The sequence below is a fragment of the Chromatium okenii genome, assembly GCF_002958735.1.
Taxonomy (GTDB): Bacteria; Pseudomonadota; Gammaproteobacteria; order Chromatiales; family Chromatiaceae; genus Chromatium; species Chromatium okenii_A.
The window spans coordinates 238,437-253,665 of record NZ_PPGH01000037.1 but is presented as its reverse complement, the minus strand read 5'-3'; the positions used below and the strand labels follow the sequence as shown (position 1 = coordinate 253,665).

Here is a 15,229-nt window from a genome sequence, read left to right as displayed (position 1 = left end):
GTATTCATGGCGCATTTTGGCTAGTCAACTAAAGAGGTATCAGATGTTCAATAACATGACCAAATCGTTGCTCGGATTGGGATTAACGCTTGCAGTGTTTGGAACTGCTCAGGCTTATCCGGTGAGTGCTCAACTTGAGATTACTGGTAGCTCTGAGGTCGGTATTACCGGTCACACCTTAAATGTTTCTGGGTGGACGCTATCCAATCTAGCGAGTTCCAGTCTTGATATTATTGGTTTTGATTTCACGATTGGAGACACTACTCGGCATTTTGATAACAAGGATAGTACTTATCCAACGAGCGGCAACAAGACCATAACGCTAAACAGCGGAAGCACTGACCGAGTTGACAACATTAGTTTGTCGTTCAGCGGATTTAATCGCACAGAAGCGTATCTATTTGCAGTTGATATTGATTCTGATTCACTCTTTAACCAGTGGGAAGCATTTAACACTGTCCTTTTTAACAACGGCAGTGCAGCAAACTCCGTATTCAAAGTAACCTTTGCTGGCGGTGGCATCCTTTCAATGACTTTGCCAGAAACTCCAGTGGCAGTGGTTAATGGCAAGATAAGCACTTACACGTTCACATTAACTGGCGAAGTCCCAGTACCCGGCACACTGTTGTTATTAGCAGCCGGCATGATTGGCTTTAGAACTCGATTGCTGAAAGCATAGTTATCTTAATGGTGACGACTGAATAACGATACGGTCGTTACCATTTATAACAGCAATTTATTCACCCCCGACAATCAATAATTGCCTCGCGCAGTGCGCTTAAAAAAGCCCCGTGAATGCGGGGCTTTTTTTGTGTCTGCGTTTATTCAAAAAATCCCATCAGAAAAAACCCCCTTTGAAAAAGGGGGGTTGGGGGATTTAAAGCGGCAAGGATTGTGGATTGATATACGCATCCAATCGCGCTAATAACTCAGGAAAACGCTCCACGAAAAACAGCGGCTGCGTCTCGCGGGGATTATTCGGACTGGTTTCATTGCGCCCGTATTTCAAACCCTCCTCGGTCAAACTCCAGAACCATTTAATCTTGTTGCCGGTGCTCTTGCGGGAAAGATGTTCCAGAATGCCCATTGCTTCCAATGCGGGATTGACCGTCTTGGCAACGTGCTGCGCGAGTGGATGTCCGATCCCTTTCAATAGCGGCGTGATCGCTCTGACCAGTGGTTCATCGACATAATCCGGTAGAAAAGCAGAATTGATTTCTTTGTTTTTACAAACCTCAGCATACATCCGAATCACGCTGGTATCTGATATGCGCAATGTGCGAGCAGCAGATTCAATAATCTGAATCTCAATAATTGGCTGATAAGGCAACGTATAAGCATAAGATTGAATGGATGGTTGTTGCAGAGTTGATGCAGCAGCGGCTTCAAGTTCTTGCCAGCGGTCTACCAATTTAGCGGTGAACTCTGGTGAAAGCTGGGCAACTACAATGAAAGTGTCGCGCTTGTGGGCGTGAGTGAAAACGTACATCTCGCGCTTAACTGAAAACCCTAAGTTGTTGATTTCCTCGAAAACCTCAATTTGAGGAAGCCGGATAGTGCCGCGTTCAGCGAGCGTCTCGATGGTACGCTTAACGTTGTCGTGGCGCTTTTCAACAAGATCAGCGATCTCGCGGGAAGTCATGGTGAGTGGTAATGCGGAAAGAGTGTTGCAAGTTTTCATTATGGAGACCTCTGTATTTGCTTTGATGTAAAGCCTCGAATTAGATTCGAGGCAGTCGGGAGGATCAAAACGGCTACAGGCACCGCGTAGTTATTCCTGATTATTCAGTTATTCACCACCGCTCCCGACGGATTACTATTATAAATAGTGCGGGCAAAAAAATACCGCCTGTCTATCGGGGGCGTTTCCGCCTGTACGAGGTTTTGACTCCTCTTGGGACATAGCAAAACACGCCAACAAACCAATGTCAACTACTAAATCAATCTGCTTTTCCCCGCGCCAGATTCAACGCTAATAATCGCTGCAAAATCTCTGCTTCATTCAATTCCGCTGCGTTATTTTCCCAGCCATAAGCTGCGGCGACTGCCTGATCTAATTTGACATGCGCATTCACCAACCACGCTGGGCGCTTATTATACAAGTTGGTCAGAGTGCGCTGTTTTAATTGCGCAGCAAATGCGGGTTTAGCAATGATGCGTTCAGGATAGCCAGCGACAATTTCCGGCTGGCGTTCAATCCATTCTGGCGGATTTAACCAATTCTCACGCAATTGATTGAGTTGAAATGCTGCCTCCGCAATAGCGATTGCATGATCTCGATATTCTGCTGCAACCGTCGGAATAATTGCGCCGCTGTCTAAAGTTTCAATTGCGCCGTTCGTATCCGCTGGCGTTAAACCCATTGGAAATGGAAAGGTTTCAAATGTGATGCTTGGTCTATAACATGGCGTTAATCCTAAACTAGCTCCTGTTCGCAATGCCCATATTTCATGGAAATGGGAATTCAAAATACCAAAAATAACATCATCGGCACGAGCGATAATAATCAATCTTTTATCTGGTAAAATAGCAGCATTAAGCCAAGAAAAAATACGATGTTTGGCTACTTCAGATGTAGCAATATAACGCGGCAAATCTTTTAATGCACTGCGCATCGCTGGTTGTGGATCACCGTGACGCCACCAGTATTTTGCACGCACTGCACGATTATTTTTAATGCGCTCAGGTTTGACATGTGTCACGACATAATCAAACGGCACTTCATAAAAAGCTGCTTCCATTTCTGGCATTTTCACGCCGAAATCAATAATCCAACCATCACGCGGGCGGCGCGTAACATCTAATCCATTCCAGCTCGGTTTTAATACATTGCTATTTGGTTTTCCGTGCGGATTAGGTAACGTCAACCATTCCCGCGCCAAATCACCTGAAATATCAAAAGCGCCGATTTTTTGCGATCCCTGAAAACTTGCGCCAGCATTTTCAACTAACGACTTTGCTGTAGTTAAATCCGATGTCACTTCATTATTACCAGCCGTCAAATCTGCATAAATTGCTGCAACTTCTGCATTATTCAAAACTGGCTTTAATTTCGTATTCCCAAAGCAAATCAAACTGACGCGCACTGCTGCGCCGCTGTTAATCCACGGCTCATCTGACCACGCATTAAAAATAGTCGTCGTCTCACAAATGCGCTCCAATACCTGACGATTTGCGCCGCCACGAATTGAATTGGTTGACACCAAACCAGCAGCGTTAGATTTTCCCATTTCAATTTGCATTCGCGCCTTTTCAAACCAATACGTCACCAAATCCGCACCTGCGGGAATGCGTCCAGAATAAATCGTTTCCAATGCCGTAAAATAATCATCACCCAATATACTGCGCTTTTTACTTCCACCTAAAAACGGCGGATTACCGACAATCACATCAGCGGCTGGCCAATTCGGTTCGCTGCCGTCTGCATTCACCACTGCATCACGTTGGTCAATGATATGAATTGTTTTCAAAATTGGATTTTTTGCCAATGAAAAACCGTGATTCAACATCCATTGAATTTCACCAATCCACACCGTCACTCGCGCCAATTCTGCTGCATAGGAATTTAATTCAATGCCCAGCACATTTTCTGGTCCGACCGCTATAAAGCTGCGCGGCAATCCTAAACGCTCAGATTCTAAAATCACCTCGTGTTCCAAATTTTTCAATCCGCGCAATGCCAATAATAAAAAGTTTCCCGAACCGCAAGCAGGATCAAGGACGCGGAAATTTTGCAGCCGATTGAAAAAATCCCGAAAAATGTTTTCAATTTGATTTTGTGTTTTAGTGTTAAAAGACAGTGCCGCTTTCAAAGCCTTTTCTGCTGCCTTTTTTGCTTTTGTTGTGACCTGACTTTTGCTTAATTCATCGGCTTCCTGCTGCTGCTGAGTGCTTTTTTCAAGCAATTGATGAATGGTTAATTTTGCAGCAGCCCATTCTTCGCGCAATGGATCAAGCACCACCGGATTGACCAGCCGCATAATGGATGCCGGATCAGTGTAATGCGCACCGAGTTGTTCACGTTGATTTGGATCCAATCCGCGCTCAAATAACGTGCCGAAAATACTGGGTTCAATCGCTGACCAATTCAACTCCGCCAATTTCCGCAATTTTTGCACATCAGTTCCGGTTAATGGCAACGGCGCAGCAGCATCAAATAACCCGCTATTAAACCAATCAACCGGATCATTCCCAAAGAATCCACCAGTTGCCATTGTATTAAATAAATTGGTGAGCGTTTGCGGCAAATGTTCCAAACGCTTCTGCCCGTTTTTCAATAATTCACTAAACAGTTTATTTGGCAATAAACCAATATCTTCAGCGAAAAAACAAAACAGCATTTGCTGGCAAAAATGCGCGACCTGTTGGGTATCGTGACCACGTTCACATAATGTTTGTGCCAATTGACCAAATTGTCGCGCTGCATCTTCCGTTAATGCCGCTGTGGTGAGCGTGGGGCGCAAACGCTCCGGTTCAGAAAATGCCCATTTTAATAATTGCAATCTGGCGGGAATGCGTAAATCATCCAACTGCAACACATGTTCTTTAGAAACCGTCCCATTAAATGCGGTATGAATAATAATCCGTTCCATATCGGAAACAATTAACAACGGCGGATTTTCTAATGCGGGAGCGTAGCGATGCAGTTGGACAAAGGCTTCATTCAAGTTTTTGCGTTTGCCTTTGTATTCCCAGCCAAAGCAATTGCGTTTCCACACATCCGCCCAGCCATCGCTGCCCGTGGTTTTTTTCGCTCCGCGTTCAAAGCAATAACACGCGCCAACTGGATCAATTTCCGCTGGCGTTGGCTCATTTAATAATCGACACAAATCAATAAAATGCTCCTGCGATCCAGAGCTTTCTTTCAAGGTGGAGATTTGCCATTTGGCAATAAATTGTTCGGGTGTCATTAATATAATACTCTGGAATAAAATAGTCGATTTGGTTGCCGCTGTTGGCAACCCAACAACTTACGCCAACATCACTGCAATTGAATTGCATCGTTATCGCACAAGCGCAGGTTTTCATGCTTTGCAGTTGGGTTGACTGCGTCAACCTAACCTACGATTGCTGCTTATAAATAAGGAAATAAAGTCTTATTCTGCGCACATTTCACCCCGTTCTCTGTTTAGCTCCACGCATCAGCATTGCCTCAGATCAACCGATACCGCTAAACTTAGCGGCTCGCTTGACTGGTAAACACAATGCACCAGCTTGAGTAAATCCCTGTCGAATCCCGACACTTCCACGCTATTTCAACGTCTCATCGCGGAATTTATCGAAATGACCACCGAACGCACCCTATCAATTATCAAACCCAATGCCGTCGCTAAAAATGCTATCGGTGCCATTCTCGGTCGCTTTGAAGCCGCTGGATTGCACGTCGTGGCAGCGCGGATGCTGCATCTGAGCCGTGAACAGGCGTCAGCGTTTTATGCTATTCATCAAGGCAAGCCATTTTTTGAAGAATTGGTTGGTTTTATGACTTCGGGCCCAGTCATGGTGCAGGTATTAGAAGGCGATGATGCTGTTGCCAAAAACCGTGACATCATGGGTGCAACCAATCCCGCCAACGCTGCGCCCGGCACGATTCGCGCTGATTTTGCTGATTCTTTCACCGAAAATGCGGCGCATGGTTCCGACGCTCCCGAAACTGCGGAAATCGAAATCGCCTTCTTTTTCCCGGAAGGCGTGTGCCCACGCACCCGCTGATGCTCCAGCCATCCATGAGCGATACCCGCGCCAATTTGTTTGATCTCAGCCTTGCCGAGTGCGAGGCGCTGGCTGTGGAAATGGGCGTCAAAACGTTTCATGGACGCAATCTTTTCAAATGGTTGCACAAACATGGCATCACTGATTTCGATGCCATGACCGACCTGCCCAAAGCCTTGCGCGACCGACTGCGCGACACGGTGCGCGTGGAATTGCCGCGCATTGTCGCCACGCATCCGTCTGCCGATGGCACCATTAAATGGGTGATGGCGCTGCATGACGGGCAACGCATTGAAACCGTGTGCATTCCTGAAGGAAAACGCCGCACGATTTGCGTGTCCTCGCAGGTCGGCTGCGCGTTGGAATGTGCGTTTTGTGCGACAGCGCGGCAGGGTTTTAACCGCAATTTGACCGTCAGCGAAATCATCGGACAGGTTTGGCACGCCGCCCGCGAGCTGGCGCAACCGCCGACCAATGTTGTGATGATGGGCATGGGCGAACCACTGGCGAACTTTGATGCAGTGGTGAAAGCGATGGATATCATGCAGGATGATTTGGCATATATGCTTGCTAAACAGCGCGTTACCCTCAGCACTTCCGGCATTGTCCCAAACATTTACCGGCTCCGCGCAGTCAGTGATGTCTCGCTGGCGGTGTCGCTCCACGCACCGAATGATGCGCTGCGTGATCAATTGGTTCCGATCAATCAAAAATACCCGCTGGCTGAATTGATTCCAGCGTGTAAAGCCTATATTGGCCATGACAAGCGCCGTAAAATTACTTGGGAATACGTCATGCTTGATGGCGTGAATGACAGCCTAATTCATGCAAAACAACTCATTCGTTTATTAGAAGGCGTACCGTCTAAACTCAATTTAATTCCGTTTAATCCATTTACAGGTAGCGATTTTTGCACTTCACCAATGGAACGCATTGAGGCTTTTCGATTACGATTGACTGGCGCGGGAATTTTTGCGATGACCCGTAAAACTCGAGGCGATGAAATCGCTGCTGCTTGCGGGCAATTGGTTGGGCGCGTTGAAGACCGCACGCGCCGTATTGGTCTACCGGTGACGCAATCATGAATAAACAGTTACAACGCCATCTTGTGATCAGCGGATTCTGTGTTGTGCTCGCCGCTTGTGGCAGTAAACACAATATCCAAAAAACGGATGAAGCACTGGGATTAGACCCGGAAGATAGCCCAGCAGAACTTTATGTCCGTATGGCTGAAGAGTATTACAATCGAGGTCAAACTGATGTTGCATTTCGCCGTGCACAACAAGCATTAGAAGCAGATAATAAATATCCGCGTGCCCACGTTTGGGCAGCGTTTTTATATGAACAAATTGGTCAGGCAGCGGAAGCGCAGAAACATTACGAACGGGCAATTAAACTTGCGCCTAATAATTCTGATGTGCGTCACGCTTATGGTGCTTATGAATGCCGCCAGAAGCATTACGCTGAAGCCGATACGCAATTCAAAAAAGCACTTGAAAATCCAATGTATACGACGCCTTGGGTGGCAATGGTGAATGCTGGTCAATGCGCCGAACAAGCGAATGATGTCACCAAAGCCACGACCTATTACCGTGATGCGCTCACTGCCAATGCAGCATTCGGTCCAGCACTCGTTAAATTAGCCGAACTTGCGCATAAACGCGGTGATACCGCAACGGCAAAAAGCTATCTGGATCGCTATTTCGAGCCAAGTACGATTCGCACTTCAGCAACGGCGTATAGCGCATTAACGCTGGGTGTTACTGTAGAGCGTCAGCTAGGCAATCGCAAACGCGCCAGCGATTATGAAAAAATGCTGCAAAAGAATTTTTCTGAACCCAATAAAACTAACGCCACTTTATTAAAACCAAATTCTTAAGATTAGGCGTTAACGATTGAAATAAGTTGTCAGTGTTTCCTGCCGTCAACTGCCAGCTAAATCAATCGTTTTCGTTTATCTCACATCATTTTGTCAAAGCATGACCGTGAATTAAGTCATGCGCATCACCCATAAAATTAAGCTGTCAACAGCTTGTTCCAGAGGAATCAATGAATCAATCACAGATGATCGATGCTGATACGCCAGCCGGCGTCGATCTTGTCGGAAGTCCCGGCCAGCAGTTGCGGGCGCAGCGTCAAGCCCGTGGCATCGAGATCGAACGCATCGCCAGCCAGCTACATCTGCGCAAGGATGTGATAGAGGCGCTGGAGCAGGATCGTTATGAGGTGCTGCCTGCGACGGTCTATGTCGTCGGTTATTTGCGTAACTATGCGCGATTGCTTGATCTTGATTCTGTTCCATTTATTCAGGCTTATCACGCTGCGTTGCCACACAGCGCCGCTGTTACAATTGCGGCTGCACCGGAAGTGACGCCTGCGGTTGCGCCAGCGAATTCCATCTCGTTTGAATCTGTTGCTACGGAAAAGGTGATTGCGCCTGCGCCAGCCACTGAACCGACTGCGGCAACGCTATCATCATCAGAATTAACGCCATTTCCTAAATCTGCGGCGGCGCTTGCGCATCAACGTCATCTCGTAAGGTGGCTGATTAGCGCTGGTGTGCTTGGTACTGCGCTGGCGCTGGGTTGGATTTATCGTGCTGATTTAACTGTGTTCTTTGTGCCACCAGCACCGACGATAGAAGAGTCTGCTGCGTTAAATCTCAGCGCATCAACCGCAGAAACGGAACCGCCCATCACTGACACTTCAGCGCCATCATTTGAAGTAGAACCGGAAAACGTTCCAGCAACGACACCACCGGTGTTGCCACCAGCAGAAACGCCAGCAGCCATTCCTGCGAGCATTGCCACACCGCCCGCCATCGCTGAACCAGTCGCAGCCACATCTGATAGCACTGCCGCCGCAACGACTGCGCCACCAGAGGTAGTGGTGGAAGCTGTACGTTCAGCACGAATTCGGGTCACGGGCGCAGATGGACAAAAAGTGTTGAGAGTCAGACTACAAGCGGGTGAACGGCGCGTGTTAAGCGGAACGCCGCCGTATAAATTCGTCATTAGCAAAGCCAACGCGATTAAAGTCACGGTCGGCGGTCAACCTTTTGATGTGATGACACATGCGCAGGGCAATGCAACGCGGTTTTCGTTAGACCCAGCGACGTTTTTATCCACCACTTCAGCGCCTACTGACGCAGCGGCAGCTCCCGACGATGAGTAAACAATTGCAAGCAATTCGTGGAATGCACGACATCCTGCCGACGCAAATCGCGTTATGGCAGCGATTGGAAGACACCGTGCGCGGAGTGCTCGACAGCTACGGCTACACTGAAATTCGCACTCCGCTCGTCGAAGTGACCGAGCTGTTCAAACGTTCCATCGGCGAAGTCACTGACATCGTTGAAAAAGAGATGTACAGCTTTGACGACCGCAACGGCGACAGTCTGAGTTTGCGCCCGGAAGGAACGGCGAGCTGCGTCCGCGCTGCCATTGAACACGGGCTGCTGGCGCAACCGCAGCGGCTGTGGTATCGCGGCGCGATGTTCCGGTACGAACGCCCGCAGCGCGGACGTTATCGGCAGTTTCATCAGATCGGCGTGGAGACTTTCGGGCTGGCTGATCCAGAGATTGATCTGGAATTGATTTTGCTCACGGCGCGACTGTGGCGGCTGCTCGGTCTCAACGATTTTCGGTTAGAAATCAATTCGCTCGGCGATCCAGACGAACGCGCAGCGTATCGAACGCAACTGGTCGCCTATCTCAGCGCCCACGCCGCGCAACTGGACGCCGACAGCCAGCGCCGGTTGACCACCAATCCGCTGCGGGTGCTGGATTCCAAACATCCGCACACCCAGCAGATTGTCGCTGGCGCACCGGCGCTGATGGATTATTTGGGCGACGACACGCGCCGCCATTTCGAGCGCGTTTGTCACGGGCTGGATGCAGCGGGCGTGACTTATCGCATCAATCCGCGTCTGGTGCGCGGGTTGGATTATTACAACCGCACGGTGTTTGAATGGATCACGGACAATCTCGGCGCTCAGGGCACGGTGTGCGCAGGCGGGCGTTATGACGGTCTGGTGGAGCAACTGGGTGGCAAATCAGTTCCCGCCGTGGGTTTCGCCATGGGCTTGGAGCGGCTGGTGGAATTGCTGGAACTTGCCGGTCACGTCGCCGCGCCGCCGGTCGATGTTTATCTCGTCGCAGTCGGCGAAGCAGCGCAGCAGGTCGCGCCAATCGTGGCGGAACGGCTGCGCGATGCAGTGCCACGATTGCGCGTGCTCACGCATTGCGGCGGCGGCAATTTCAAGAATCAATTCAAAAAAGCGGACAAAAGTGGAGCGCGGTTTGCGCTGGTGCTCGGCGAATCAGAACTGGAACAGGGCTTGTTTAGCCTCAAACCGTTGCGCGACGAAGGCGAGCAGCAGTTATTGACGTTTGAGGCGCTGGCGACGTTTTTGGGAGAGCAGTTGTGAGTTACGAAACCGACGAAGAAAAAGTTGAAGCCATTAAAAAATGGTGGAAAGAGAATGGTTTATCGGTCGTTGCTGGTACGGTGCTGGGTTTAGGTGCGATTTCCGGCTGGCAAGCATGGATTGATTATCAACAGCGCGTTGCTGGCGAAGCGTCGAGCGCATTTGAGCAACTGTTAAGCAGCGCCCCGACCGAAAAATCCGAGGTCATCGTCAAGCAGGCAGCAGCATTAACAGATGATTTCGGATCAACCACTTATGCCAAATTAAGCGGCTTGGTGACGGCAAAGGCGCTGTATCAAGCGGGCGATGCAGCGGCTGCCATGACTGCGTTGCAGGCAGTGATTGCCGACGCGCCAGACCCAGCATTTGCCAGCATTGCGGCGTTGCGGCTAGCGCGGATTCAAGTGGCGGAAAATCAATTCGATGCAGCAGCAGCGACCATCGCTGCCCACGATCATAGCCCAGCATTTGCCGGTGAATTTGCGGCAGTGCGCGGCGATCTCGCTGCCGGGCGCGGTGATTTCGCCGCTGCGCGGGCAGCGTATGAGCAGGCGCTGGCGCAGGATTGCGGACTCGCGCCATTGGTGCGGCTCAAACGCGATAACTTGCCGCCAGCGCGGAGTTAGGCAAATGGGCGCGGTGCTGATGCGAATCGGAATGCTGGGATTGATCGGGCTGTTAACCGGCTGTGAATCAATGCCGTGGTTCGGTCAGGATAAAAATCCGACGCCGCCCACCGAACTGACCAAACTCGTCGCCGAAGTGACCATCACGCCGCGCTGGTCGGTGCGTCCGACGCAAGGCGCTGAAGGACGACATCTGTATTTGGTTCCGGCATTTGCTGCTGGGCGAATTTATGTCGCAGATGCCACTGGGCGCGTGGTTGCAGTGGACGCCGACAGCGGCAAAACCCTGTGGCAACGCGACACTGGATTGAGTTTCAGCGGTGGACCCGCGTTGGAAACGGATCGCCTCGTGCTCGGCACCAGTCAGGGCGAACTGGTGGCGCTTGCCGCAGCAGATGGACGCGAACAATGGCGCAGTCGGCTCGGCAGCGAAGTGTTATCCGTGCCGCGTTTCACCGGCGATGGTTTGATCGTGGTGCACACGCTCGACGACACGCTAACCGGCATTGACGCTGCGACCGGTAAAGAACGCTGGCATGTCGCGTATCCCGCGCCGGTGTTGACGCTGCGCGGCAGCAGTACGCCGACCTTGACGCCCAGCGGCGTGGTGGTCGGACTCTCCGGCGGCAAACTAGTCAAACTGGATACCCACGACGGAGCGCCGCTGTGGGAAGTGGTGATTTCGCGCCCCAGCGGACGTTCCGAGCTGGCGCGAATCGCTGACATCGACGCGGATCCGCTGCTGGTCGATCACCAAATTTACGTTGGTTCTTATCATGGCGATTTGGCTGCCGTGGATGTAGCGACCGGCGAAGTGCGCTGGCGGCGCGAGTTGTCGGCATACGCTGGGCTGGCTACTGCGGATGACAGTTTGTTTATCACCGATTCGCAGGATCAAGTCTGGAGTGCGGATTTGAACACCGGCGCGGGGCGCTGGAAGCAAGATGCGCTGCGTTATCGCCAACTGACTGCGCCGACCGTGCTGGGTCAATGGCTGTTAGTTGGTGATTTAGAAGGTTATGTGCATGTACTCAATCAAGCCGACGGTCGTCTGGTCGGGCGGATTCAGATCACCAAAAAAGATGGCATCACCGCCCGCCCGCTGCTGGTGGATGGTCGTCTGTATGTTTACGCGAAAGACGGCACGCTCACGGCGTTGACCGTTGGCGCAATGTCGTCGCCAAAATCCCCCCCGCCCCCCCTTTTGCAAAGGGGGGAGACGAAAAGCTCCGCTTTGCAAAAAGGGGAGATGAAAAGCCCCCCTTAGAAAAAGGGGGGTTGGGGGGATTTATCTTTTCTTAATTCGCCACCGAGCCACACGCCCATGCTTCCCGTGATTACTCTGATTGGCCGTCCGAATGTCGGCAAATCAACGCTATTCAATCGCTTAACCCGCACTCGTGACGCGCTGGTCGCCGACTTTCCGGGCTTGACCCGTGATCGGCAATACGGCGTCGGTCAAGGCGGCCCCGCACCCTACGTCATCGTCGATACCGGCGGCATTGGGACTGCGCCTGAAGGTATTGAGGCACTGATGGAGCGGCAAGTTTTACGCGCCATCGAAGATGCCGATCATCTGCTGTTTTTGGTCGATGCCCGCGACGGTTGCACGCCGGAAGACCTCGAAATTGCTCAACGGCTGCGGCGGCTGGGCAAACCCATCACGCTGGTGGTCAATAAAAGTGATTCCACTAACTCCACGCTGGTGACTGCCGAATTTCATCGGCTCGGTCTCGGCGATCCGCATCCGGTGTCATCGACGCAGGGACACGGCGTCCGCGAGCTGCTGGAACTGGTGTTTGCGCAATTGCCGGATACTGAAGATGACGACGCGACTGATGCGCCCGAAGAAGGGATTCGCGTGGCGGTAATTGGTCGTCCTAACGCCGGAAAATCCACGTTAATCAATCGGTTGCTGGGTGAAGAGCGGCTCGTCACTTGCGATCTGCCGGGCACGACCCGCGACAGCATTTTCATTCCGTTTGAACGGCTCGGTCGCCATTACACCCTGATTGACACGGCGGGCCTGCGGCGGCGAGCGCGAGTGCAGGATGTAATTGAAAAATTCAGTGTCATCAAAACGTTGCAGGCGCTAGCGGCTGCGAATGTGGTGATTTTGGTGATTGACGCGCATCAGGGCATCGGCGAGCAGGATGCAACGCTGGCGGGTCACATCATCGAAAGCGGACGGGCGCTGGTGGTGGCGATCAATAAATGGGACGGCATGACGGTTGAAGAGCGCGAGCGGATCAAGAGCGAATTTGCGCGGAAGTTGGCGTTTCTCGATTTTGCCAAACTGCATTTGATTTCGGCGCTGCATGGCAGCGGCGTTGGGCTGCTGCTGGATGAGGTGGAACGCGCTTTTGCCAGCGCGACCCGCGATCTCGGAACGCCGGTATTAACGCGGTTGTTGGAAAGTGCGGTGCAGGAACATCAACCGCCGCTGGTGCACGGTCGCCGCATCAAACTGCGTTATGCGCATCAGGGCGGGCGCAATCCGCCGATCATCGTTATTCACGGCAATCAAACTGAATTGGTTCCAGAAACTTATCGGCGTTATCTTATTAATCGGTTTCGCAAGGAACTCAATCTGTTAGGAACGCCGCTGCGCTTGGAATTCAAAACCAGTTCCAATCCGTTTGAAGGGCGGAAAAACAAGCTCACGCCGCACCAAATCAAGAAGCGCCAGCGCCTCAAAGATTTCACGACGCGCAAGAAATAAAGCGTTCGGCAATCAGCGCCTGCAATGGCTGGCGCTGGCGCTCGATGTCGGCAACGAGCGCAAATTGGCGCTGGGCGCGGTGGAGATTTTGCCCAGTGTGCGTGACGCGAAAATAACGGTCGCCTTCCAAATGATCGGTTAAAAACCGCATTCCCAATTCAAACGGCAGCAGCCGAATTGCTTCGTAAATCAACGCGATGTCGCAGCAGTGAGCACAGCGCGGGTTTCCTCGGCATAGCCAGCGAGAATGTCGGCGCAGATCGCCAAATTGAAAATCCCCCCCAGCCCCCCTTTTTCAAAGTGGGGAGAAACCTCCGCATTTTCGCCACTTTGGTTGCAGCACGAGCGCACACAGTCGCCGAGATCGTGTTGCAGCAGACCGGGTTGCACAGTGTCCAAATCAATCAACGCCAGCGCCTGCTGCTTATTCTGTTGAAACAGGATGTTATCGAGTTTCGGGTCGCCGTGTGTCACGCGCTGCGTAATGTGTCCAGTGCGCTGGGCAGTGTCGAGTACCGCAGCCAATTTGCGGCGAGCGGTGACAAATTCGAGACAGGCGTGAATTTTATCGCATTGATTCGCTTGATCATTTTTCGCAGCAACGGTTAATAATCGCTGCAAATACAACGGCGTCGCGTGAAAGTCGGGCAGCGTGACGGCGAGCTGTTCCAACGGCAGCGTCGCCGTCGCACGATGAAAACGTCCGAGCAGTGCGCCAACTTCTCGCGCTTGCGCCGTCGTGGTCAGTTGCGGCAGCGTGACGGAATCTTCAATCCATTCAAGCATTCGCCAATAATTTCCCGCTGCATCGCGCACAAAATCGCTGCCGTCGTGGGTTGGAATCAGCGCCGGAATTCGCAGCCGACAATCATTGTTTTTCGCAAGATGACCAGCGAGCACGCGCCAATTCGCCATGATGCGTTCTGGTGCGGGGAACACCGTCGCGTTGATGCGCTGCAACACAAATCGCTGGTTGCCCGCTTTGAGGCTAAACGTCTCGTTAATCAAACCGTTACCCAGCGGCGCGATGGCGCTGATGGGCGTGGGAATAGCAAATTTTGCGGTAATATTCATCATTCGGTCGGCAGTGATTTGCCCCAGCGCGTCATCAATTCATGCGGGACGCGGAGCTGATCCAAAATCCGCGCCACCATGAAATCAACGAGATCGTCGATGCTGGTCGGCTGGTGATAAAACCCCGGCATCGCGGGCAGCAGCAGTGCTCCGGCTTGCGCCAGCCGCAACATGTTTTCCAAATGAATCGTGGTTAATGGCGTTTCGCGCAGCACCACAATCAGCGGACGGCGTTCTTTCAAGGTCACATCCGCTGCCCGTTCAATCAGCGAACCAGAAAGCCCGGCGGCAATGCGTCCCAGCGTTCCCGCCGTGCATGGGCAAATCACCATCGCATCCACCGGATTGCTGCCGCTGGCGACCGGCGCAGTCCATTCTTGCCGCCCAAACACGCGCAATTGCTCCGGTGATGCGCCGAAATGCGTGTGCAAAAACGTTCCGCCTCGCTGGGACGAGCGGGAATTTCCAGCCCAGCTTCCAATTTCAACACGACCTGCGCTGCCTGTGAAATCAACAGGTAAACGCGAATCTCAGCGCGAAGCAGGCATTCGATCAAACGCAAACCGTAGCAAGCCGGATGCGCCGGTGAGTGCGACGTGATGGTGCGCATCATTGAAATCCCCCAACCCCCCTTTTTCCAAGGAGGGCTTTTCTTTCTCCCCCCTT

General features: G+C 51.8%; 13 protein-coding genes and 1 pseudogene. 9 read left to right on the top strand and 5 right to left on the bottom strand.

Annotation, left to right across the window (positions count from 1 at the left end; all coding sequences use genetic code 11):
* Positions 1-43: 43 nt before the first annotated feature.
* Positions 44-679, top strand: a complete 636-nt coding sequence (locus CXB77_RS13060) for a hypothetical protein (RefSeq protein WP_146108822.1) — start codon at positions 44-46, stop codon at positions 677-679.
* 198 nt (positions 680-877) lie between these two features.
* Here CXB77_RS13060 and CXB77_RS13055 read toward each other — a convergent pair whose 3' ends face one another.
* A complete protein-coding gene (locus tag CXB77_RS13055) occupies positions 878-1,681 on the bottom strand; it encodes a Rha family transcriptional regulator (protein ID WP_105074250.1) in 804 nt (267 codons plus the stop codon).
* A 259-nt stretch (positions 1,682-1,940) separates the two neighbouring features.
* On the bottom strand, positions 1,941-4,910 hold the full coding sequence (locus CXB77_RS13050) for a class I SAM-dependent DNA methyltransferase (RefSeq protein ID WP_105074249.1): 2,970 nt from the start codon (positions 4,908-4,910) through the stop codon (positions 1,941-1,943).
* A gap of 373 nt (positions 4,911-5,283) precedes the next feature.
* On the opposite strand from CXB77_RS13050, the gene ndk reads away from it, so the two are divergent.
* The 8 genes from ndk (at position 5,284) to der (ending at position 13,489) form a co-directional block, all read left to right on the top strand.
* Entirely contained in the window at positions 5,284-5,712 is a 429-nt protein-coding gene (ndk, locus tag CXB77_RS13045) for a nucleoside-diphosphate kinase (protein WP_105072431.1), read from the top strand.
* A gap of 14 nt (positions 5,713-5,726) precedes the next feature.
* Entirely contained in the window at positions 5,727-6,797 is a 1,071-nt protein-coding gene (gene rlmN, locus CXB77_RS13040; protein ID WP_197710942.1) for a 23S rRNA (adenine(2503)-C(2))-methyltransferase RlmN, read from the top strand.
* Positions 6,794-7,591, top strand: coding sequence for a type IV pilus biogenesis/stability protein PilW (pilW, locus tag CXB77_RS13035; protein WP_105072429.1), 798 nt, complete (start codon positions 6,794-6,796; stop codon positions 7,589-7,591). Before rlmN ends, pilW begins: the two co-directional genes overlap by 4 nt.
* Before the next feature lie 170 nt (positions 7,592-7,761).
* On the top strand, positions 7,762-8,886 hold the full coding sequence (locus CXB77_RS13030; protein WP_105072428.1) for a helix-turn-helix domain-containing protein: 1,125 nt from the start codon (positions 7,762-7,764) through the stop codon (positions 8,884-8,886).
* A complete protein-coding gene (gene hisS / locus CXB77_RS13025) occupies positions 8,879-10,141 on the top strand; it encodes a histidine--tRNA ligase (protein ID WP_105072427.1) in 1,263 nt (420 codons plus the stop codon). Before CXB77_RS13030 ends, hisS begins: the two co-directional genes overlap by 8 nt.
* Positions 10,138-10,767: a YfgM family protein gene (locus CXB77_RS13020; RefSeq protein WP_105072426.1), complete on the top strand. Its 630-nt coding sequence runs from the start codon at positions 10,138-10,140 to the stop codon at positions 10,765-10,767. Before hisS ends, CXB77_RS13020 begins: the two co-directional genes overlap by 4 nt.
* A 4-nt stretch (positions 10,768-10,771) precedes the next feature.
* Positions 10,772-12,034 (top strand): outer membrane protein assembly factor BamB, encoded by a 1,263-nt coding sequence (gene bamB, locus CXB77_RS13015; protein ID WP_105074248.1) that lies wholly within the window; start codon positions 10,772-10,774, stop codon positions 12,032-12,034.
* Between the two features lie 57 nt (positions 12,035-12,091).
* The gene (gene der / locus CXB77_RS13010) at positions 12,092-13,489 is read left to right on the top strand and encodes a ribosome biogenesis GTPase Der (protein ID WP_105074247.1); all 1,398 of its coding nucleotides are present in this window, start codon (positions 12,092-12,094) and stop codon (positions 13,487-13,489) included.
* Here the strand turns inward: der and CXB77_RS22110 are convergent.
* From CXB77_RS22110 to CXB77_RS13000, 3 genes and pseudogenes are all read right to left on the bottom strand, one after another.
* Positions 13,470-13,682, bottom strand: coding sequence for a hypothetical protein (locus CXB77_RS22110; protein ID WP_242445704.1), 213 nt, complete (start codon positions 13,680-13,682; stop codon positions 13,470-13,472). The genes der and CXB77_RS22110 overlap by 20 nt on opposite strands.
* Positions 13,679-14,563, bottom strand: coding sequence for a phosphotransferase enzyme family protein (locus CXB77_RS13005; RefSeq protein WP_242445703.1), 885 nt, complete (start codon positions 14,561-14,563; stop codon positions 13,679-13,681). The genes CXB77_RS22110 and CXB77_RS13005 overlap by 4 nt, the downstream gene beginning before the upstream one ends.
* Positions 14,563-15,189: pseudogene (locus CXB77_RS13000) on the bottom strand (flavin prenyltransferase UbiX). The gene CXB77_RS13005 and the pseudogene CXB77_RS13000 overlap by 1 nt, the downstream one beginning before the upstream one ends.
* Between the last annotated feature and the right edge of the window lie 40 nt (positions 15,190-15,229).

Bases quoted from the DNA above. Each gene is read 5' to 3' on its own strand.
- CXB77_RS13060 (WP_146108822.1), top strand. From the start codon at position 44: ATGTTCAATAACATGACCAAATCGTTGCTCGGATTGGGATTAACGCTT.
- CXB77_RS13055 (WP_105074250.1), bottom strand. From the start codon at position 1,681: ATGAAAACTTGCAACACTCTTTCCGCATTACCACTCACCATGACTTCC.
- CXB77_RS13050 (WP_105074249.1), bottom strand. From the start codon at position 4,910: ATGACACCCGAACAATTTATTGCCAAATGGCAAATCTCCACCTTGAAA.
- ndk (WP_105072431.1), top strand. From the start codon at position 5,284: ATGACCACCGAACGCACCCTATCAATTATCAAACCCAATGCCGTCGCT.
- rlmN (WP_197710942.1), top strand. From the start codon at position 5,727: ATGAGCGATACCCGCGCCAATTTGTTTGATCTCAGCCTTGCCGAGTGC.
- pilW (WP_105072429.1), top strand. From the start codon at position 6,794: ATGAATAAACAGTTACAACGCCATCTTGTGATCAGCGGATTCTGTGTT.
- CXB77_RS13030 (WP_105072428.1), top strand. From the start codon at position 7,762: ATGAATCAATCACAGATGATCGATGCTGATACGCCAGCCGGCGTCGAT.
- hisS (WP_105072427.1), top strand. From the start codon at position 8,879: ATGAGTAAACAATTGCAAGCAATTCGTGGAATGCACGACATCCTGCCG.
- bamB (WP_105074248.1), top strand. From the start codon at position 10,772: ATGGGCGCGGTGCTGATGCGAATCGGAATGCTGGGATTGATCGGGCTG.
- der (WP_105074247.1), top strand. From the start codon at position 12,092: ATGCTTCCCGTGATTACTCTGATTGGCCGTCCGAATGTCGGCAAATCA.
- CXB77_RS13005 (WP_242445703.1), bottom strand. From the start codon at position 14,563: ATGAATATTACCGCAAAATTTGCTATTCCCACGCCCATCAGCGCCATC.